The following is a 19,056-nucleotide window of genomic DNA, read 5'->3' on the forward strand; positions in this document are numbered from 1 at the left end:
AAGGATGGTGAAGGAAATATCAGCTATATCAACACATACGTTAATTCATGTGAACCTACAATACCGTTCTCACCAATGAACAATTAAGACTTGGCCGGTTTGGCAGGCTTCTTGGCAGGTTTAATGTTCTTCACCTGTACAGTAACAGGCTCCTGCGGGTGTTCAACCGGGTACAATTTGCGGAACAATAACGTCTGCAAGACCAGGAATGAACCGCCAATCGTCCAGTACAGCGGCATCGCTGCCGGAGCCGAAAGAGAGAAAAAGGCCATCATTAATGGAGAGATATATCCCATAATTGCGAACTGTTTTCGCTGCTCAGGCGCCATATTGGCTTGCGAAACCTTGGCTTGAATCAGGTAAATTACCGCAACCACAACGGCAAGCACGTAGTCAGGCGCTCCCAATTTGAACCACAGAAATGAGTGGGATGACAGCTCCGGCGTAAGCCGGATAGCTGTGTAGATACCTGACAGAATCGGCAACTGAATCAGCAGTGGCAAGCATCCGATATTCAACGGATTGAACTTGTGCTTCTTGTACAGCTCCATCGTTTCCTGTGAAAGCTTTTGCTTATCGGCCGGGTCATTTTTGCCCTCATACTTTTTCTTGAGCGCATCCATCTCCGGCTTCATAGCATTCATAATCACTCGGGTACCTTGCTGAGATTTGGCTTGCCGCATCATCAATGGCAACAACGCAAGACGGATAACGAGGGTAATCACTATAATAGCTACCCCATAACTTCCATTAAATATCGTTGCAATGTGCTGAATGAGATACGACAACGGAAATACAACATAATGGTTAAAGATTCCCGGTGTTGATGAATTAATCTCTGAGACGTTGTTACTGCATCCAGCCAATAGCATAACTGCAAATAGAATTGCAATCAGCCCATAGATCCGTCCCTTGCCAGATGTAAAAGTGAACCCCTTGCTTGTCTTATGTTCCATATATATCCTCCTCGTTGATTTGTAGAAAATGGATTCAACGAGGATTTGCAATCTGGTTCATCTTCATCCGGTGATTCTCGCCGTCTGACGATTCGACTTAAAGCTTCAGGTCTGTGCTGTCCGTCCAAGGACAAGGCTGGCAAGCCAGGCTCCAGGCCGCCTCCGGCTCCGCCTTCCATCCAGAACTCGGTCACACCACAGTGAAGATGGGCAATATAGGCATAGCTTACTGTGAAAATGAGTCCAATTGTAAATATATAGGGTATCAATTCATGAAGTTCAAACAAGGGATTCACCCCCTTTATAGGTTAGTTTTTATAGTATAACACTTACATATTGATTTTGCATAAATTCATTGTTGGAAACGATAATTGCATGAATTCACTCTGTTCTCAACGGTGTTAATTCTCTTGAGGCCCGATATCTTGCCAGATTAAAGGATGTCCATGAATGGTTTACCTTTTCCGTCTGTACATACGCATAGCGCTCCAGCATAGCATCTTTTAATTCTGGATACTCTTCCTCGGCAAATTCACGCAGTAGCGGAACTGCATCTGAAGATAAATTTGCCAAATAGGATGCGTCAATATGGCCTGTCTGATGATACCGTTCAATATTAAGCGATGCAATTCGATGATCCATGCCCACATAGTTGATAGCTACATAGGCTGTAAGGGACAGTACGATATACCATCGGATCAACGGTATAGACGTATAACGGATTCGAAGGGCTGCAATAAGAAGCAGCAGTGCCAGAAAAATCATGAATGCATGCACGAGAAACCGAATGTAGGTATATCCATAAGCCTCTTCATACAGGTTGAGGCGTATAAACGCCGAATACAGCATGATTGCGGAACAACCGACCAGGACAAAGAGCAATACCTGATGTACAACAGAACCTACTTTGCTGCTTGAACGTGTGAACTGCAGGGCAATAATCAGAATAAAAAAGTTAATACCTGTAACGAGAACCAGCTCCGCAAATCCACTTCTTGCATACTCCGCATAGGATAAGTCTGATGGAAGCCGTCCCTCACCCGCTCCAAAAAGGTAAGAAAATTGTACAAGTACAAACAGTACGTACACACAGTTGATGACCAGCAGCATCGTGCCTACAATGACGGGATCCAATCTCAAAGGTTCTCGATGAGCTTGAGTAGGAATTGCCTCAGGTAAGATCTCATTCGCTACCTGACCCTCCATTATCGGGTTTACGGAAGGGTCTCCTTGCTTTTCGATTACTGAAGCAGCCACAAAAGCTTTTCCATTTTTCAAATGTGCATTCTCTCTCTTCTCTGCTTCATATTGCAACGGCTGTACAAATCCCCATACGTACCCGAACAATAAAACACCCGCGATGAGAATCCAGATCACTCTGGGAAGTCCTGGAGTAAGTGTGAGTTGGTTCAACCACTCCGGAAAACCGGATAAATACTCATTAAAAATTCCATCTGCTGAGGAGAGCAGTGCTACGACCACGATGAGGATGGGAACGGATGCTATAAGGCCAATGAACACTTTGAAAGCAACCGTTTTCTGTGCTTTACCCCACCCACGTCCCCCTGTTTTCGCAGTGATTCTTGCGACGGTTCCCCAGTGACGGATGGATTGTGGCAGCAAATGGTCTATAGCGGTACCGATTAAACCCATGTCCCACCATTGTCTCTGTTTTCTGCCGACAAGATAAGTCATATGTAAGATAATAAGCCCCGGTACGACCAGAAAATTAAGTATGCGCAGCGGTTCATTGTCGTATAACAGAAACGTTAGCGCCAGCATCAACACCACTCCAGCCATAAAAGCATCAATCATTGTTAATGGCCGCACGCGGTCCCTGGTAAACAAGACCATAAAGCCATAAAAGAGGATAACAAAGATGGGATAGGAAACACCAACCTCCTTGCCATAGAACAAATACTGATGAATGATAGCCAACATGAATGAGGAAAGTAGCGTAATTACAGGGCGGTTGGGTGAAGTCATTATTTTATCAATCATGGGAAAAACCTCCATTAAACTTTCTAGGCTTCATTTTAGATGATAAAATAAGAATATAAATAGAAACTAAAGTGGATAAAACTTCTTATTTTAATATATTGCATCAGATATAACCTCCAGGAGGGACCAAAACTTTGAAATTACATCAGCAATATTTGCTGCTCCATAGCCGGTTTGGTCAACTACGAGAACATGAAGTCACGCTCTCTGACCTCGCGGAACTGCTCGATTGTACACACCGTAACACGTTAACGATCGTCAAAAAAATGGTTGCCCATGAATGGATTCGGTGGTTGTCCCAACGTGGACGTGGACGGCGTTCTATGTTGACCCTGCTGGTTCCAGCTGATCTAATTGCGGCAGAATACATGATGCAGGCCATGAATCGCCGCGAGTTACAGCAAGCCGCCGAACAGGTTGGTGCTTTCTCCAGTTCCACGACAATGCAGGATCACCTGAATCAGTGGTTGCTTGGTTATTCTGGACACCATACAGAATCTGGTACTCATAATGAGCGAATTGATACGTTAAGGTTACCGATCCGCCAACAGCTGCACGCGCTTGATCCCCTTTATATCAATTTGCTGGCCGAATCTTTTGTCACCAGTCATGTGTTCGATGGGCTGGTTCAGCGTAATGAACATGGAGAGATTGTTCCTTGTCTGTCTCATACCTGGGATATCAGTCCAGATCGGAAGACATGGTTCTTTTATTTGCGAAAAGGGATTACGTTTCACAATGGACGCCTGCTGACAGCCGCAGATGTGGTGTATACATTTGAACGACTGCAATCCACAGAACGACGGACATTATACCGCGATGTGAGCAAACAAATTCTAACGATTGAAGCAGTAGATCCCTTGACCGTATGTTTCAAGCTCAGAGCCCCACACGAATTGTTTTTGCCGTTTCTTTCTACGAGCCGTGCAGCGATTGTTGCTTCACAAGCCCTATACGGGCAACATAAAGATGGAGAAAATGACCCAGACGTATCGAATACCATGCAGATACCTATAGGAACGGGGCCTTTCAAGGTCACTGCCTGGGATGATCACCTGTGCAGACTAGAAGCTTTTCCGATGTATTTTCAAGGCAGAGCCCATCTGGACCGCGTAGACATTCTACAAATTCCGTGGAGTGCCCCTGCACATGTGGATGAAAAGCAAGAGATCGAATCTCCCTTCTTTCACCTTGTTCATAATCCATCTTCGTCTGCGGGTAGAGACTGGACGCAGATTAGTGCTGGCGTGATGGTGTGCAAATTACTAACTTGTAATACGCAAAAAACCGGACCGCTAAGCGATCCGGATGTAAGAGCACATGTTCAGGCATGTATTGCTGAATTGTATAGTACCGATATGAATGAAAGTGATCCAGGAGATTCTGATCAAAAGTTGATACATGCGGAAGAGACGACTCACTCGTCTCATCCTTCCACTTTAGCCACCCCCATCTCCCTGCACATCGCAACCATTCCGCAATATCGGATGGATGCTAAACGTTTGGCATCTTCATTGGAAATGTGTGGTTTTTCATGTACTGTCCGCATAGGCACGATGGAGGAATTCAAAGGGAACCTGAGACTGGAATCTGATCTGATTCTCTTCTCCCTGATTCGGGACCGGGACGAAGAATTGCGAAGATACGACCTTTATCTCACCTTATCCGAGCATCTGGACGACTCTTCTAAGAAAAGCGTTCAAGAGATGCTGCAAACCGTTGTTGCTTCGCAAATATCCGCAGACCGAACTGGCGAGCTGGATCGGATCGAACAATTTTTGGTGCAGCAGAGTCTATTGTTCCATTTAACTGAAAAACCGGTGGAGACTGCCTACCTGCCTTCCGTTCGCGGCCTCTCCTTTAACAGCCAGGGTTGGGTAAACCTCCGTCACATCTGGTTCCCTTGATTAATCATTTAACGAGATTAACTATATCTTCGTTTCAAGATGCGGTAATGATTTTGGATGCCTATGAACTGATCATTGGATCCGCATCCACCTTCTTCCTCATTTTTCATTTTTTTGTTGAAATGGTATCCTTACGACGGTACACACCAAGAAGTAAACCGAGCATAACATATTCAAAAATCAGGTGATTTCCGTATCCTATAAAAGGAAAAGAAATACTAAGAATCGGAGCTTTGCCTGTGGTCAGCGCCAACGAATAGATGATTTGCATTGCAAACATAGCGGTGATACTGACAATAATCATACGACCAAAATCATCCCGGATACGAGGAAGTATCTTCACCATACTGGCAACAAACCAGATGATACCCACCAATAACAGTATCCCGGCTGACCAGCCAAACACATCTATGAGCAGCACACCTGGGTAATCCTTATAGCCCGTTTTAAACATGTCGAACGTTGTGTCAATCCCGTTGCCCCACCAGCCCGCTGATCGAATAACTTCAATAATGGAATTGTTGGTCAGTCTGAAGATTCAAAACGACAGAGAGCCTCTCTAGACGTCCATATTGATCCGCAAAAAACAATAAAAACACAAAAACACATCCTGTTATTACAGCACCTACGACGGTATAAAGCCATTTTCGCGTGAGCCAGCCAAATAAAATAATGGACATTATGCCAAACAGAAACAAGCGAACCCAGTCCGATATTTGAAACAATAGTACTGCAGGGAACGTTACCATCGTAATGTATGTCAATATGGATAGCATATTACAATTGGAACGAAGCTTGTCCAGCATAATTGTGCCAATGGCAAGTGGCAATACCCACATTGAAACCGTCGTCACATCTAGCACAAAGCCGAATGGTAACACCCAAAATCTATTTATACCATTGTAAGTTGAAGATAGCACTGGATTCATCCAAAGCATGGCATTAAGCAGAATATAGATCCACCAAGCCGCTTCTTTAAATTTTCGATAATCAAAGTAAATAAAGAACAACATGAATATGAAACCCATAACAGTGTATATTACATGATTGCTATACAGTTCCTGATATATTTTCACTGTAACATTGGTCGTAAAAATCCACATTAACAACAGGCTTACTGTAGCCAAACCAAGTAATCCAACTAATAGCCCCCAATGCATACGATAACGATGCAATCTGTGCATACTTTTGCCGACAACTGCGGGATCACCCATCTGCTCAATGGCGTATGCAGCTGCCTCTTCCTGGCTCAGTCCCTCTTGCTGCTTGTCCAACATCATTTCTTCCATGTGATTGCCAAGCTCATCACGCAGATCCGTATGTACTTCACGTGCCTTAACCTGACTACACATTTGATCAAGATAATGTTTAACCTTCTCATGTCGATCCGTCATGTAAGCCCCCCCTCCCCAAGCACCCGATCCACGGCACCGCGGAATAAAAGCCACTCGGCTTTTTTATGCTTTAACGCCTCAACACCCTTATCACAAATTGAATAATATTTACGTTTCCTACCTTCAACCTCCATCCAGTAGGACTCCACCCACCCTTCAAGCTCCATCGCGTGCAAAATGGGATATAACGTACCTTCTTTCAAATTAAACACACCTTCGGATTGACGATGGAGTTCCTTAATCAATTCATAACCGTAAAGCGGCTGTTCCTTCAGTAGTGTAAGAATCAATGTTTCCGTGCTGCCTTTAATCATTTGTTTGTTTACCTGCAAAGCTGTCACTCCCTTTTGTTCATGCTCCTACCCAATAACATCAACCACTTTTACCACTTCTTAAAAATAAACGTGAACCTAATAAAATCACTTGGCTACATACATCGGAATTCTATGCATAGTAAAACTAGGTATTATATTACCTGATTCTTCCTTTTCTATCCAGCTATGAATTGGATACGTTTATGATAAAATAAACAAGTCATTTCACATCTGAGATACTATACTGAATCTCTCTATTCTTTGTTTTCATATTACATATTCGTTCTAACCATTATGAGGAGGCCATCCAAACCATGAGCAAATTGATATTCTTTCTCGGCGGGGCCGGGAGCGGCAAAACAACCCTTGCCAAAGCCCTTTCCCGTAAATATAAAGCTGCTTTTTTTGATATGGATATCCTGCTGCGTCCTGCTGCCGAAGCAATAATGACCCTACAGGGACTCGATCCATCCGATCGCGATTCACCGGAATACAAACGGTTATGCCGTGACCTGGGATATCGTATTACGATGGATGCTGCACTGGACAACGTGCAATTGGGTATCGATACGGTTGTTGTTGGACCCTTTACCAAAGAAATCGGAACTCCGGACTGGATCGAGCAGGAACTCGCACGGATCGGACGTTCCCTCGACGATACGGATGTACGTGTAGCCTATATTTATCTGGCAAATGAAGCGTTGTATCGTGAGCGGATTACAGACAGACAATCTCCGCTGGATGAGTGGAAGCTGGAAAACTGGGATGCCTTCACAGCTTCACTTACCCGAAAACAAATCGCCTGGCCGTTGCCTGCTTCAGCCGTGGCTTATATCGATAATTCCGATGAGAGCCCTGATATCGCGTTTGCTGAAGTCGAACAACGAATATACGAATAAACATGGAATGACCCTGAACCCATCCGTTCAGTACACTCTCATGCTTAGCTTATACGCTCATTAATCCGCACTTAAAAGGGGTATATGTCATGATGACCCGCACAGGTCTAACGTGACAAATACCCCTCTACAATGAGCTATGACCAAACGTTACATCCAGTCTCCATCCTCGTTACAAAAAATGCTTCGTAATATAATCCTGCTCCAGAGGTGTAATCACGGTGCGATCCACGGGCGGCCCTTCTGTCAGATACTCTGCCACTTCAGCCACTCGATTGGATTCCAGCTCTGCTGTAAATACGAGATTGGCCATCCCTAGTGTCTCCACCAATGTTCCCCTAGCTTTAGCGTGAAGCATGAATAAGGTATATAAATCCGGTCGTTTCAACTCCGTCATTGCCCGCGCTATCCAAGCCAAATCGGCCTTGTTGTTCTCCTCAGTATGATGCTTTTTAGGATGTCTCTTTAGGCCGAGATCACACCATAAAATGCGGCGCTCCTCTACATCAATAATGGCCGGAATACAAATACGGACATCCGCCGTCAGTTCAATTCGCTCCTGCACCGTTGAAGGTTCAAACATCTCATCCGACTGTGGCGCCTGACGCATCATCCAGCCAGCATAACACTCCGGCAGGTCCTTGAAGGCATCTGCCCTGAATGCGTCAACCATGATCACCATATAACGTGCGCCCAACCTGGAAACCGACGGCAAGTGCACATCCATATACTTTGCCACTCCATCAGGTGCCTTCACCATTTCACCGCTATGTGCAGCCTGATATTCATCCGCTTGCCGATAGGTGCAGGATGTCTGGTCGATATAACGCCAGATCGAATCATAAAGTACACTCGACAGATCGGCATCCACACGACCGGTTGGTTCATCGCCCATCATGCCTTCTTTCCACCACAGGAAAAAGCGCACCGTATCTCCAGTGGGCAACGATAGCCATGACGAACGCGATAGAGTTCGAATGGATTCGCTTGCCCGGCGTTTCCCCGATGGAACCGTAAAGTCTTGAAGTCTCTCATCAATATAGACATTACCAAGTGGGGGAAGCCCGGCAAATCGTTTCAACAGTATATGTTCTACCGCAGAAATTACCGTATGAATATCCTCCAGTGATATGGGCTGCAACGGTTTTGTGGAGACATACAGATTTGCCGTGTTGCCTTTTGGGAAAAAGCTCCTCCTGGGCAGGAACTCATTCCTTGTGCAGAAGTGGGCCAACACCCGAAGCAGCACCCGAGTCGAGACCATTTCTTCCACAACTTCCAATTTGCCGATCACATGCTGTACCGGAACACCGGAACGAATCATTCGGTCCAGCTGACCGACCATCTCTATTGGACGTTCTGTGAGCGTCACCAGAATAAGCTGGTTATCCTTCTGTTCAAATGCCCGTTCCACCCTGCCATGAAAGGTAAGCGGTCGTTTACCGCGTCGCAACTCGTTCAGCGCCGCTACTGCCCTTGGATAACGGTGCTGATACTCACCCGGATGCAATCGCTCGGCCAATCTCAGCCAGCGCCCTTTATATCGAAACAAATCTTCCAACGGGTCCGAAGCGGCCTCCAGTAAAGCGAGTATTACCCGACGTTCAGATCGGTTAAATGAACGGAAGCGGGTAGTCTCCTTCAAAGTGACATCTCCATCGGAACAGGCCACAGCCAAGCACAATATATCTGTTGCTGTCCGCAAATGCCGCTGGAATTGCTCCAACGAAGCACGCCCCGCCTTTAATAAAGCCGCACAATAAACGGCTGCATTTTCCCTCACAGGTATTTGCCCTGGCTCTGGCTCATATGCGGACCAGCCCTCATACTCTGTTGCAAACCAGATCAACTGATCTCTTTCAGCTGGCTTTAACGCAGCCTTCGCTGCAAGCAGGTCTATTCCCACTTGGTAAAAATCCGCTTCACTGCCAAGCTGAATTACACGCAGGCGCAGCTTGTCCAGCCATAATATGCGCTGCTCCTGTTCATTTTCATGTTCAGGAAACTGCTTTTTCCATGAGTGCATCAAAACATTCAGATAAAGCTGACTCTCCTGAATATTCATTTTTTGCTTGGGAAATCTGGGATACATGATGGTTTCCTGTAAATCGATTTCTTTCATCTGTTGAAGCTCACCCATCAGTCGCTCAAACCAGGAAACGAATCCGCTGCGTTCCCATGTGCGCAGCACATCTATCAGTTTCGTCGAAAACGTATATCCCAGCGATTCCAAATTTCTAAGTGCAGTCGCCAATATACGCACAGGCAGCTTGCCCTTGCGCTCTGCGATGATCACTTTCAAATTCCTGCTGAAATAGATTGAGAATAAGTCCATTACTTGTACTCTCCCACATGACGATAATATATTCAGCATTGGTATACTTGGCCTATCTCGTGACGGTTCTTCATATGTATAAAGCGGTCCAAAAACTAAAAAAATCAGGGAAGCGGTACCCCTAGTACTATTAAGAGTTCAGAAGGAAGGGATACCATAGCCTGATTAATGCATATTATACCACGTTCTTATTAACGAAGTGAATTCAATATATCATCGGTTCCACAAGTGTACAGCTTTTTGTCTTTGCTCCTTGGCGTATAAGAATTTACAAAATGTACAACAAAAAAGCCGCAGTGATAAACACCGCAGCTACCTTACTTCTTTATATACACGCTTCATTCATTACGATTTGGACAATTCAATGAATCCTTCACCAAATACGTCACGTACATCATGAATCGTTATGAACGCAATTTCGTCCTCCGCTCGCACAATCTTCTTCAGCATCGGAACTTCTTGTTTGCTAATGACAATATATAAGATTTCTTTCGGGTTCTTCGTATAATAGCCATGACCAGACAGGACGGTGACTCCCCGATCCATCTTCTCAATGACCTGCTGAGCAATGGCATCCTGTTTGGCAGATATAATCGTAACTGCTTTTTTCGGATTGAGCCCTTCAATAATGAACTCCATCGTTTTGGTCCCAACGAACAGCATGACAATCGTACACATCAACCCTTGCGGCCCTATAATGAAGAATGAAGAGAACGCCACGATCAGATCGAAGAATAACAGTCCATAACTGATGTTCCAATCCAGATATTTGTTGGCAAGTCGGGCCAGAATAACCGTCCCCGCCGTTGTGCCACCTACTCTAACAATCAAGCCGATACCCAGACCGGCAAATAATCCACCAAAAATAGTATTGATCCAAAGCTCGTCCGAGGCGATCGTCCAGCTCTCGGTCAAGTGCAGGAACAGCGAGTTGAATACCACCGCAATTATGGTATACACCGTAGTCGTTCTGTCCAGAAACTTGTACCCCACAAGCAACAAAATACCATTCAGAAGCAAGTTCATTAGTCCAGGAGACCATTCAAAGAGATAATACAAAATAATGGTAATCCCGGTAACGCCACCTTCAGCCAAATCATTCGGGATGACGAACAGGTTTACTGCAAGTGCGAACAGAAATGCACCCGCCATAATAAATAGAATATCCGTTATTCTTTTCTTCATCATTCACTCCATCCAATCCATCAGAAAATCAACCTATCAACCAATTTCATAAGTTGTCATAACCACTCAATGATAGATTCTACCATGCCATGAGCAAAATTTGTATACATAATACAAATTGTTGCGCGAATTGTACAAAGGATTCTGAAAATACTGCTTTTTTAGCTCTACAAAGCGGATTCCCATCGTCCACACATGACATTTGTCATGGATCATCATTGATATTCATCATTACAAAGTGCTGACGTTTATGACTTACTGCACTGGACGCATTCTTATACAATGATAAAAACGCCTCACTCGGAGACATTTTCCCAGGAAGCGTTAGGTTATGACTGAGTACAGTTATCGACCATTGAAGGAGGACGTACGTCTATGAGCAGAACCAAAGAGATGGCGCTTAAAAAAGAAGTAACCCCTTATGAGAAAAATAATCTTCGCCTGAGTATCCAACAATTAGTGAATTCCATACTGCCACTATTATTATTATGGGCCGCAGCGTACTATAGCCTGTCCGTGTCCTACTGGCTGACTTTTCCGATTGCCCTCGTAGCCTCGGGATTTGTCCTTAGAACATTTATTATCTTCCATGACTGCTGTCATGGTTCATTTTTCAAAAGCAAACGTGCCAACGACATTCTCGGCACCATTACAGGGGTATTAACCCTGACGCCTTACCTGCAATGGAAAAACGAGCATTCCATTCATCACGCAACGAGCAGCAATCTCGATAAACGTGGTGTAGGTGATATCTGGGTCATGACCGTTGATGAATACAAAGCCGCTTCCCCTTGGGGTCGTCTCTTCTACCGTATTTATCGTAATCCGTTTGTCATGTTTGGTATTGGACCCATTTATGTGTTTTTGTTCGCTTACCGCTTTAACCGTAAAGGTGCAAGACGTAAAGAACGTATGAATACTCACCTGACTACAGTGTTGATTGTAGCCCTTTATGCCTTTATGTGCTGGTTAATCGGCTGGCAGGCTTTTGTACTGGTGCAAGCACCCGTATTTTTCTTCTCCGGCTTCTTCGGTATCTGGCTGTTCTATGTACAGCATCAATTTGAAGATACGTATTTTGAACATGAAGATGAGTGGAGTTATGTAAAAGCTGCGGTAGAAGGTAGTTCATATTATAAACTGCCAAAATTGTTGCAGTGGATTAGCGGCAATATCGGGTTCCACCATGTGCATCACTTGAGCCCACGTGTACCCAACTATTATTTGGAAGAAGCACATAACGCAACACCGCCATTGCAGAATGCTACAACGATTACGCTTCGTTCCAGTCTGGCTGCCCTTCGCTTCCGTCTGTGGGACGAAGAATCCAAGCAATTTATTAGCTTTGGTGAGATCAAAACCTTATCCCGCAAGCCTTACGTTCAACCGCCTATCCGAGTAAACAACCAAGCGGGTCTGACAGAGAAGCCTTAACTCTGTCGGATTCGTTTTCTTGTATTCAGGCTTAAGTCATGCTACAGTCAGGCTAAGTTTGAGTACACTGCAAGTCCGAGGAGGAGAATTTTCATTCAAAAGTGGATGCAGCTCTTTTATAAAAATACAGGTTTAAATCCATATGTATGGCTCGTCTTTTTCATCCTGCCCTTCTATTATATTTCGCAATATTCCAAATTGTGGCCCATGGTGGCGGGAATTTTCATCATTCTGTTCTTCTTCGTCTGTTATCTGCTTGCCTTCATCACGAAGGGCTGGCAGGTGTATATGTGGATTGGACTTCTGATCGCCATATCGATTACGATGACCATCGCCTATGATTATGCCTACTTCTCGTTGTTTCTTGCTTTTTTTATTGGGAATATTAAAAATAAAGCCGGTTTCTTCACCCTCTATTCGGTGAATTTGGCAGCCAGTTTTCTAACCATTAACTATAGTTTCATCAAGCAGAGCACCCTGCTGCTCAGTCAGTTTCCGTTTGTATTCATCAGTCTTATGGCATCCATCCTGCTCCCGATCAGCACGTATAACAAAAACAAACGGGAACAGCTGGAAGGCCAACTGGAGAATGCCAACAAACGGCTGGATGATCTGGTGAAAATGGAAGAACGGCAACGCATCGCACGAGATCTGCACGATACACTTGGACAGAAGCTCTCCCTTATCGGTCTAAAAACCGATTTGGCGAGGCGTCTGCTTCGCACCAATCCCGATCAGGCCGAGATCGAATTGAATGACCTGAGACAAACAGCGAGCACGGCCCTGAAGGAAGTTCGAGAGATGGTAACCACCATGCGTGGTACACAATTAGTAGATGAGCTATTCCGTGCCGAACAGATTTTGAAGGCGGCCTCGATTGAATATGTACTGGAAGGCAATCCGAAATTGCAGGATACGTCCCAGCTGAATGAAAATGTGCTCGGCATGTGTCTGAAAGAAGCTGTCACGAATGTTGTCAAACACAGTCAGGCAGCTGTATGCACCATCCGTATTGAGGAAACACCGTCCGATAATGTGCTGACGGTTCAGGATAACGGCGTCGGAATCGAACGTACCCGCAAACAAGAACGGCGTGGTACTGGAATCTTGGGTATGAAAGAACGACTTGAATTTGTTAACGGATGTCTGGATATTCGCTCCGGAACAGGCTTGGAAGGTACAAGCATTGTCATCCATGTTCCCAAGCTAGTCCGCAAACCAATTAAGGAGGTTGAAGAATGATCAGGATCGTAATCGCCGAAGACCAGCGTATGATGCTGGGGGCCTTGTCTTCCCTGCTCAACCTGGAAGAGGATATGGAGGTGGTTGGGCGTGCAAGCAACGGACAGGAAGCCCTTGCTCTTGTCCGTGAGCATATGCCTGACATCTGTCTGATGGACATTGAAATGCCCGTCAAAAGTGGCTTGGAGGCCGCTGAGGAACTTAAGGGTATGAACTGTAAAGTCATTATTTTGACAACCTTTGCCCGGACTGGCTATTTCGAACGCGCTTTGAAAGGCGGTGTACGCGGTTATCTGTTAAAGGATAGCCCTATCGAAGAACTGGCTGAAGCGATCCGTCAGGTCATGAATGGAAGACGTATTTTCGCCCCCGACCTGGTGGATGAGGCTTATGTACAAGAGAATCCGCTGACCGAACGTGAAAATGCCGTTCTCGGCCTGATGGCAGACGGCAAAAATACAAAGGAAATTGCTGGACATCTATTTATTACAACCGGCACGGTGCGGAATTACATCTCTATTATCCTCAATAAGTTAAATGCGAGTAACCGCATTGAAGCCATTACCCGCTCAAAAGAAAAAGGGTGGTTTAAATGAAAGTACCGCTTTAACCCACTGAAACATAAATAAATAAGGTACGACGATGGAACGATGTACCTTGCTAATACAAAAATAGGCTGGTCTGGAGCACTCACTCCAGGCCAGCCTATTTCCTTTTGAAGCTTCATAATAATGCCATACGATTTATTTTACAGAAACCACCATGCCCAAAGCTTCCAGAGGCACCTGCTCGGTCTGGAGCTGATGAATCTGCTTGCCTTCTTGCCAGGAGATCGTTACATTGACGCTTTTACCACCGCTTGGGTACTCCACATTGACGAATCCTTTTTCCTTTGGTACTGGCAGTGTATGGGTCTCCAAATATTCCACCATTCTCTTCGCAATCCCCGGATTGTTCATGTTATCCTGGGAAACAGATCGAATCTGAAGCGTCCATCTCCCTTCTGTCCAAGTGAGATACTGACTGCCCGCCGCGCCTTCAGTCATGCCCTTGATGCCATGTCCCAGATCCACTGTCATATCCTTCGGCACGTCATTCAAGTCTGTATCAGGGAAAATATCCGTACTGTTCGGATCCTTATACGTCTTCACTTCATAGGATGCCAGAACAGGCACCTTGCTGCCAGAGGCCGTCAACGAAGCATCATTCACCGCAACAGGCTGGTCAGTAGAATAAAAGTTAATATGGAACGCATCTGAAGTATTCGATGTAATCGATGCAGTCAGATGTTTTCCTTTTTCCAAGGAAAATGAAGTAGGGAACGAAGCGTTTTTCATCTTCAGCTGACTGCGGATGTCCTGAATGATGTCGTTTGAGCTTTGCTGGGCTTGACCGTTACTGCCCGTTTCCGGATTCGATGTTGATGTCCCGCTGCCAGCCGAACCTTCCGTGCCCGTTGTTCCTGTTGTATCAGTTCCGCTATCTTTCGTTCCACCGGAGAAATCCGCTCCTCCACTTCCTGACTGAGTCTGTTCGCCAACCGCAGGGGATGTGTTATCCGCTGTTGATGTTTTGGTATCCTGACCACCACACCCTGCAAGAGCAAGCAGCACTGCTGTTGTCACAGGAATCGTCATCCATAATTTAGGTTTACTCATGTTGTTGTCCTCCTTGAAGCCGTTATTGAGATTAACTTACATTGTTGTCCAGCCAGTATATTAACGTTTGTCATTCCAGAAATTCACGGGCTGTACTTTCTTCGTCAGCACTTCAAAATGGTATCCTTCTGCTTTCAGTGTTTTTAACACTTGCGGAAGTACTTTTAATGTCGCTTCCTGATCGTGCATCAATACCACAGGGGTGGTTCCGCTTTTTTGCACATTATGGATCTGCTTCATCACGCTGTTGTACACTTTCTGATGATCCTTCTTGTATTTCCAATCTTCGGAATCCACATTCCAATCCCACAGATGGAATCCACCCTGACCCAATAGAACATTGCGGTATGCAGGTTTGAGATACGGTTTGCTACCGTACGGAGTGCGAACGAGACTCGTTTTGACGCCTGCCACTTTGTTCAGACTTTCATTTGCCTGCTGCATTTCTTTCAAACCACTATATGCAGATTTATAAAATTTGCTTGGAACATGCGTTACACCGTGCAAGCCCAGTCCATGTCCGTCTGCAACGATACGCTTGGTGGCCTTCTGAAATTTCTCCATCTGAGGTCCGAGCATGAAGAAGGTTGCTTTGGCATTGTACTGATCCAGTATATCCAGCAATTGTCCCGTGTGGGCGGTCGGCCCATCATCGAAAGTTAGATATATGATCTTGGAGCTCGCTTTATTTCCAGCATTCTTGGATGCGGATGATGTCGCTGAAGCCGATTGCGGCAGTAACAATGGAATGATAAATAGAATAGCAAGTGCGGTGATGAACGTTTTACGAATATGTAGCATAAATAAAAGTCTCCCTTATGTCTTGTATTTCCCCGGGTGTCGATGTTTCTCTCAATGCAGCCCTTGGCGATAATCCTAATTCTATCAAAAAGAGTGCGTCCCATTCTCGTTTCAAATGCTACGTTCGAGTTACACTTTTGTCAGATTAACCAAAAAAATAAAACGAATTTGATAGATTTGCTCGAAAAAGAACATTCGACGGGATAGATCAATGTTGACATATATTCTATTAACCCAGATTGTGGCTTCTGATAGATTTAGTACTGGAATTTATATGAAACCAGCGAGGGAATCTTAAAATGATATAACAAAAAAGCCTGCCCGAGAGCAGACCTTTCATATGTAGATCGATTTTCTTTCCGTTCAAATTAATCCAGATTACAATTGCTAACGTCCATGATTACTCTGCCGGAGCAGTAAAGGAACGTTTGCCAAATTCGGCGTCCAGCATGTAGAAAGCATTGCTGTCTTTTTCGATGCGGCGTAACTTCTGAATGATATTGTCAAACAGAGCTTCCTCTTCGACTTGCTCATCAATGAACCATTTCAGGAAATACATTGTGGCATGTTCACGCTCATTCAGGGCAATATCAGCCAGATTGTAGAATTTCTTCGTATTTTGCTGCTCATGTGCATATCCGTGTTCAAACACATCCAGCATTGAGGAATACTCATTTTTTGGTTCAGGCAATGCAGCGAGGGTTGCACGCTGGCCGCGATCATTCAGAAATTTGTATATTTTCATCCCGTGGAACCGCTCTTCCTCCGCCTGCACGATGAAGAAATTCGCAAATCCATCCAGGCTTTTGCTCGAACAGTAGGCAGCCATCGCAAGATACACATGCGCTGAATAAAACTCGAAGTTCATCTGTTCATTTAGAGATTCTGTCAACTCTTTACTCATCAGGAATACACCTCATTCTTTCTCTAGGGATGGTCCTATTCTACCATAACAACAACTGGACTTACATTGATTTTTCTACAAAATTCGCCAATGACTGATTACCTCTCTTCCTATATAATTACATAGTTCTCGCTCTAAAATCATTTCATTCTGGAAGGCAGGCCTTTTTATTTCATGAACACATCTACGCAGCTCAAAAAAACCATAGGCATGCCGCAAGCTGTTGCGCTTTATATAAGTGCGGTTCTTGGTTCAGGTGTCCTCATTGTACCCGGACTTGCTGCCGAACTGGCAGGCCCGGCCTCACTCCTCGCCTGGGGAGGCATGGTTCTGCTGATTCTCCCGCTTGCCCTATCCATGGGGCTACTCTCGGCACGCTACCCCAACGCAGGAGGCGTGTCCCATTTCGTTACTCTCGCTTTCGGACAACGGGCAGGAGCCTTAGTTGGCTGGTTCTTTCTGATGTCCGTTCCCATTGGTGCTCCCGTGGCTGCCCTTACAGGTGCAGGTTATATGACAGCGGCACTTGAACTTGGTGACGGGTATCGAACAGCGATCGCAGCTGCCATGCTCGCGGCTGGACTGATCATTAACATCGTGGGCATGCAGGTCGCCGGAAAGGTACAGATCGGTGTGGTGCTGGCGATTATTATCGTGCTCGTCATGGCGTTTGTGTTCGCTATTCCAAATATGGAATCCATACATTACACACCATTCATGCCGAACGGTTGGGTAAGTGTCGGTCAGGCTGGCGCCATTCTGTTCTGGTGTTTTATTGGTTGGGAGGCTGTATCCCACCTGTCTGAAGAATTCACTGATCCACGCAAGGCAGCTATTAAAGGCGTAACGATTGCAGCTATCATTGTAGGCGTGCTCTATTTTCTGACTGCTCTGGCGACAGTCGGAACGCAAAGCTATCTTCATGGCGGAGCAGATGTCTCCCTTGTATGGATTATTAGTCAGGCTCTGGGTTCCTGGGGCGGATTAATTGCCGGGCTGACTGGCATATTTATTTGCACCGCTACGGTCATTGCATACGCTGGTGCCGCTTCACGTGTCGCTTATGCCCTGGCAAGACAAGGGTCTGCCCCGCAATGGATGTCCCGTTTATCCAGTCGGTACCATACTCCAATTGCTGGAATCGGCTTCCTCGCCATCTGCTTCACTCTCGTATTGGGTATCTATGGATCTGGTCTGGTGTCGCTAACCACGCTCATTCAGCTGCCCAATGCAACGTTTATTCTCACCTATCTTGGCGGATGCGCAGCAGGAATCCGATTACTCAAGGGCAGTCGTACTGGGGTAACCATCAGCTGGATTTCCTTTGTGGCCACAGCTATCGTGTTCCCTTTTGCCGGGTGGGCCGTTCTCTACCCTGTGGTGATCGTCGTTCTGTTCGGACTACTCAACCGAAAACGACATTACGGCCTATAAACAAAAAAAGCTCTGCCGCTATGGCAGAGCTTCCTTTATTCATCTGGAATAATTATTATACCAAGAACGCTTTGGAGATGATAACCAACAGGATGAACAGAACCAGAATGGCACCTACAGAAGTAAAACCTCCGTATCCGTAGCCTCTTGCTTCTCCACCTAATACTTCGCTCATTGACGTACCTCCTCTGCAACAGGTATGCGTTATCTTATGCAGGGAGAACGGATTTGACAGGGCGGAAGCCCTGTTTCAGATATTGTTTATAATCTCCGCTCAGTACCGTGGAGAATCAATCCGCATAATGTCCAGGAACGGCACTTTGGCCGTCAATTCTTCCTCTGTATACTCTACATGCACAAGCCGGGTTCGTGAATCCAGCTTCACAATGACCCCATGAACCTGATCTTCCTTGCCCCAAACAGTCAGCAACACTTCCGAACGTTCATGAAACGCTTCAACCAGTTGGTTCCCCAGCTCTTCCAGTTCAAACTCATCCCGGGTAGGTCTTTTTGCAACTTTTGCTTTTGCCAATGTAGCGGCCTCCTCTATAGCTAATCCGACGACCCGAATCCACGGGTTATTTGCCGAGGT

At 45.5% G+C, this 19,056-nt stretch carries 19 protein-coding genes; 6 read left to right on the plus strand and 13 right to left on the minus strand.

Annotated elements, in window-relative coordinates:
* Positions 1 to 83 precede the first annotated feature (83 nt).
* The 3 genes from yidC to Q0V21_RS11265 all read right to left on the minus strand — a co-directional run bounded on the left by yidC (position 84) and on the right by Q0V21_RS11265 (position 2,957).
* A complete protein-coding gene (gene yidC, locus Q0V21_RS11255; protein ID WP_301878931.1) occupies positions 84 to 956 on the minus strand; it encodes a membrane protein insertase YidC in 873 nt (290 codons plus the stop codon).
* Positions 893 to 1,243 carry a hypothetical protein gene (locus Q0V21_RS11260; RefSeq protein WP_285076751.1) on the minus strand — a complete coding sequence of 117 codons (351 nt, stop codon included), beginning with the start codon at positions 1,241 to 1,243 and terminating at the stop codon, positions 893 to 895. Before Q0V21_RS11260 ends, yidC begins: the two co-directional genes overlap by 64 nt.
* Before the next feature lie 94 nt (positions 1,244 to 1,337).
* Complete coding sequence (locus Q0V21_RS11265) at positions 1,338 to 2,957, minus strand: DUF4153 domain-containing protein (protein ID WP_301878934.1); 1,620 nt, start codon at positions 2,955 to 2,957, stop codon at positions 1,338 to 1,340.
* Positions 2,958 to 3,091: 134 nt separating this feature from the next.
* Between Q0V21_RS11265 and Q0V21_RS11270 the strand changes: the two genes are divergently transcribed.
* A complete protein-coding gene (locus tag Q0V21_RS11270) occupies positions 3,092 to 4,864 on the plus strand; it encodes an ABC transporter substrate-binding protein (protein ID WP_301878936.1) in 1,773 nt (590 codons plus the stop codon).
* A gap of 106 nt (positions 4,865 to 4,970) precedes the next feature.
* On the opposite strand, the gene Q0V21_RS11275 is transcribed toward Q0V21_RS11270, so the two are convergent.
* The 3 genes from Q0V21_RS11275 to Q0V21_RS11285 all read right to left on the minus strand — a co-directional run bounded on the left by Q0V21_RS11275 (position 4,971) and on the right by Q0V21_RS11285 (position 6,590).
* On the minus strand, positions 4,971 to 5,285 hold the full coding sequence (locus Q0V21_RS11275) for an FtsW/RodA/SpoVE family cell cycle protein (RefSeq protein ID WP_301878937.1): 315 nt from the start codon (positions 5,283 to 5,285) through the stop codon (positions 4,971 to 4,973).
* 85 nt (positions 5,286 to 5,370) lie between these two features.
* On the minus strand, positions 5,371 to 6,258 hold the full coding sequence (locus Q0V21_RS11280; RefSeq protein WP_301878938.1) for a permease prefix domain 1-containing protein: 888 nt from the start codon (positions 6,256 to 6,258) through the stop codon (positions 5,371 to 5,373).
* A complete protein-coding gene (locus Q0V21_RS11285; RefSeq protein ID WP_301878941.1) occupies positions 6,255 to 6,590 on the minus strand; it encodes a PadR family transcriptional regulator in 336 nt (111 codons plus the stop codon). Before Q0V21_RS11285 ends, Q0V21_RS11280 begins: the two co-directional genes overlap by 4 nt.
* Positions 6,591 to 6,886: 296 nt before the next feature.
* Here Q0V21_RS11285 and Q0V21_RS11290 point away from each other — a divergent pair, with 296 nt between their 5' ends.
* Positions 6,887 to 7,471, plus strand: coding sequence for a P-loop nucleotide/nucleoside kinase family protein (locus Q0V21_RS11290; RefSeq protein ID WP_367620524.1), 585 nt, complete (start codon positions 6,887 to 6,889; stop codon positions 7,469 to 7,471).
* Between the two features lie 172 nt (positions 7,472 to 7,643).
* Here Q0V21_RS11290 and Q0V21_RS11295 read toward each other — a convergent pair whose 3' ends face one another.
* Together Q0V21_RS11295 and Q0V21_RS11300 are read right to left on the minus strand one after the other, a co-directional pair.
* The gene (locus Q0V21_RS11295) at positions 7,644 to 9,806 is read right to left on the minus strand and encodes a cytoplasmic protein (RefSeq protein ID WP_301878943.1); all 2,163 of its coding nucleotides are present in this window, start codon (positions 9,804 to 9,806) and stop codon (positions 7,644 to 7,646) included.
* A gap of 345 nt (positions 9,807 to 10,151) precedes the next feature.
* On the minus strand, positions 10,152 to 10,991 hold the full coding sequence (locus Q0V21_RS11300) for a YitT family protein (protein ID WP_024631894.1): 840 nt from the start codon (positions 10,989 to 10,991) through the stop codon (positions 10,152 to 10,154).
* A 375-nt stretch (positions 10,992 to 11,366) separates the two neighbouring features.
* Here Q0V21_RS11300 and desA point away from each other — a divergent pair, with 375 nt between their 5' ends.
* The 3 genes from desA to Q0V21_RS11315 all read left to right on the plus strand — a co-directional run bounded on the left by desA (position 11,367) and on the right by Q0V21_RS11315 (position 14,263).
* Complete coding sequence (gene desA, locus Q0V21_RS11305; RefSeq protein ID WP_024631893.1) at positions 11,367 to 12,425, plus strand: Delta(5) desaturase DesA; 1,059 nt, start codon at positions 11,367 to 11,369, stop codon at positions 12,423 to 12,425.
* A 93-nt stretch (positions 12,426 to 12,518) separates the two neighbouring features.
* A complete protein-coding gene (locus tag Q0V21_RS11310; protein WP_285077415.1) occupies positions 12,519 to 13,667 on the plus strand; it encodes a sensor histidine kinase in 1,149 nt (382 codons plus the stop codon).
* Positions 13,664 to 14,263, plus strand: a complete 600-nt coding sequence (locus tag Q0V21_RS11315; RefSeq protein ID WP_024631891.1) for a response regulator transcription factor — start codon at positions 13,664 to 13,666, stop codon at positions 14,261 to 14,263. The genes Q0V21_RS11310 and Q0V21_RS11315 overlap by 4 nt, the downstream gene beginning before the upstream one ends.
* A gap of 147 nt (positions 14,264 to 14,410) precedes the next feature.
* Here Q0V21_RS11315 and Q0V21_RS11320 read toward each other — a convergent pair whose 3' ends face one another.
* From Q0V21_RS11320 to Q0V21_RS11330, 3 genes are all read right to left on the minus strand, one after another.
* A complete protein-coding gene (locus Q0V21_RS11320; RefSeq protein ID WP_079344226.1) occupies positions 14,411 to 15,325 on the minus strand; it encodes a hypothetical protein in 915 nt (304 codons plus the stop codon).
* Positions 15,326 to 15,385: 60 nt separating this feature from the next.
* Positions 15,386 to 16,126: a polysaccharide deacetylase family protein gene (locus Q0V21_RS11325; RefSeq protein ID WP_301878944.1), complete on the minus strand. Its 741-nt coding sequence runs from the start codon at positions 16,124 to 16,126 to the stop codon at positions 15,386 to 15,388.
* 400 nt (positions 16,127 to 16,526) lie between these two features.
* The gene (locus Q0V21_RS11330) at positions 16,527 to 17,030 is read right to left on the minus strand and encodes a ferritin (protein WP_024631888.1); all 504 of its coding nucleotides are present in this window, start codon (positions 17,028 to 17,030) and stop codon (positions 16,527 to 16,529) included.
* Positions 17,031 to 17,204: 174 nt separating this feature from the next.
* Here Q0V21_RS11330 and Q0V21_RS11335 point away from each other — a divergent pair, with 174 nt between their 5' ends.
* Positions 17,205 to 18,464, plus strand: coding sequence for an amino acid permease (locus Q0V21_RS11335; protein WP_079344224.1), 1,260 nt, complete (start codon positions 17,205 to 17,207; stop codon positions 18,462 to 18,464).
* Between the two features lie 55 nt (positions 18,465 to 18,519).
* Here the strand turns inward: Q0V21_RS11335 and Q0V21_RS11340 are convergent, their stop codons facing one another.
* Both Q0V21_RS11340 and Q0V21_RS11345 read right to left on the minus strand, forming a co-directional pair.
* Positions 18,520 to 18,639 carry a hypothetical protein gene (locus tag Q0V21_RS11340; RefSeq protein ID WP_024631887.1) on the minus strand — a complete coding sequence of 40 codons (120 nt, stop codon included), beginning with the start codon at positions 18,637 to 18,639 and terminating at the stop codon, positions 18,520 to 18,522.
* Positions 18,640 to 18,738: 99 nt separating this feature from the next.
* On the minus strand, positions 18,739 to 18,996 hold the full coding sequence (locus Q0V21_RS11345) for a YolD-like family protein (RefSeq protein WP_024631886.1): 258 nt from the start codon (positions 18,994 to 18,996) through the stop codon (positions 18,739 to 18,741).
* Positions 18,997 to 19,056 lie beyond the last annotated feature (60 nt).

Origin of the sequence: Paenibacillus sp. 11B (assembly GCF_030487755.1) — a bacterium.
Lineage (GTDB): Bacteria > Bacillota > Bacilli > Paenibacillales > Paenibacillaceae > Paenibacillus > Paenibacillus vandeheii.

Coding starts and splice junctions, on each gene's coding strand:
- Q0V21_RS11300 (WP_024631894.1), bottom strand. CDS start 10,991: ATGAAGAAAAGAATAACGGATATTCTATTTATTATGGCGGGTGCATTT.
- Q0V21_RS11280 (WP_301878938.1), bottom strand. CDS start 6,258: ATGACGGATCGACATGAGAAGGTTAAACATTATCTTGATCAAATGTGT.
- Q0V21_RS11315 (WP_024631891.1), top strand. CDS start 13,664: ATGATCAGGATCGTAATCGCCGAAGACCAGCGTATGATGCTGGGGGCC.
- Q0V21_RS11290 (WP_367620524.1), top strand. CDS start 6,887: ATGAGCAAATTGATATTCTTTCTCGGCGGGGCCGGGAGCGGCAAAACA.
- Q0V21_RS11340 (WP_024631887.1), bottom strand. CDS start 18,639: ATGAGCGAAGTATTAGGTGGAGAAGCAAGAGGCTACGGATACGGAGGT.
- desA (WP_024631893.1), top strand. CDS start 11,367: ATGAGCAGAACCAAAGAGATGGCGCTTAAAAAAGAAGTAACCCCTTAT.
- Q0V21_RS11325 (WP_301878944.1), bottom strand. CDS start 16,126: ATGCTACATATTCGTAAAACGTTCATCACCGCACTTGCTATTCTATTT.
- Q0V21_RS11295 (WP_301878943.1), bottom strand. CDS start 9,806: ATGGACTTATTCTCAATCTATTTCAGCAGGAATTTGAAAGTGATCATC.
- Q0V21_RS11320 (WP_079344226.1), bottom strand. CDS start 15,325: ATGAGTAAACCTAAATTATGGATGACGATTCCTGTGACAACAGCAGTG.
- yidC (WP_301878931.1), bottom strand. CDS start 956: ATGGAACATAAGACAAGCAAGGGGTTCACTTTTACATCTGGCAAGGGA.
- Q0V21_RS11335 (WP_079344224.1), top strand. CDS start 17,205: ATGAACACATCTACGCAGCTCAAAAAAACCATAGGCATGCCGCAAGCT.
- Q0V21_RS11265 (WP_301878934.1), bottom strand. CDS start 2,957: ATGATTGATAAAATAATGACTTCACCCAACCGCCCTGTAATTACGCTA.
- Q0V21_RS11330 (WP_024631888.1), bottom strand. CDS start 17,030: ATGAGTAAAGAGTTGACAGAATCTCTAAATGAACAGATGAACTTCGAG.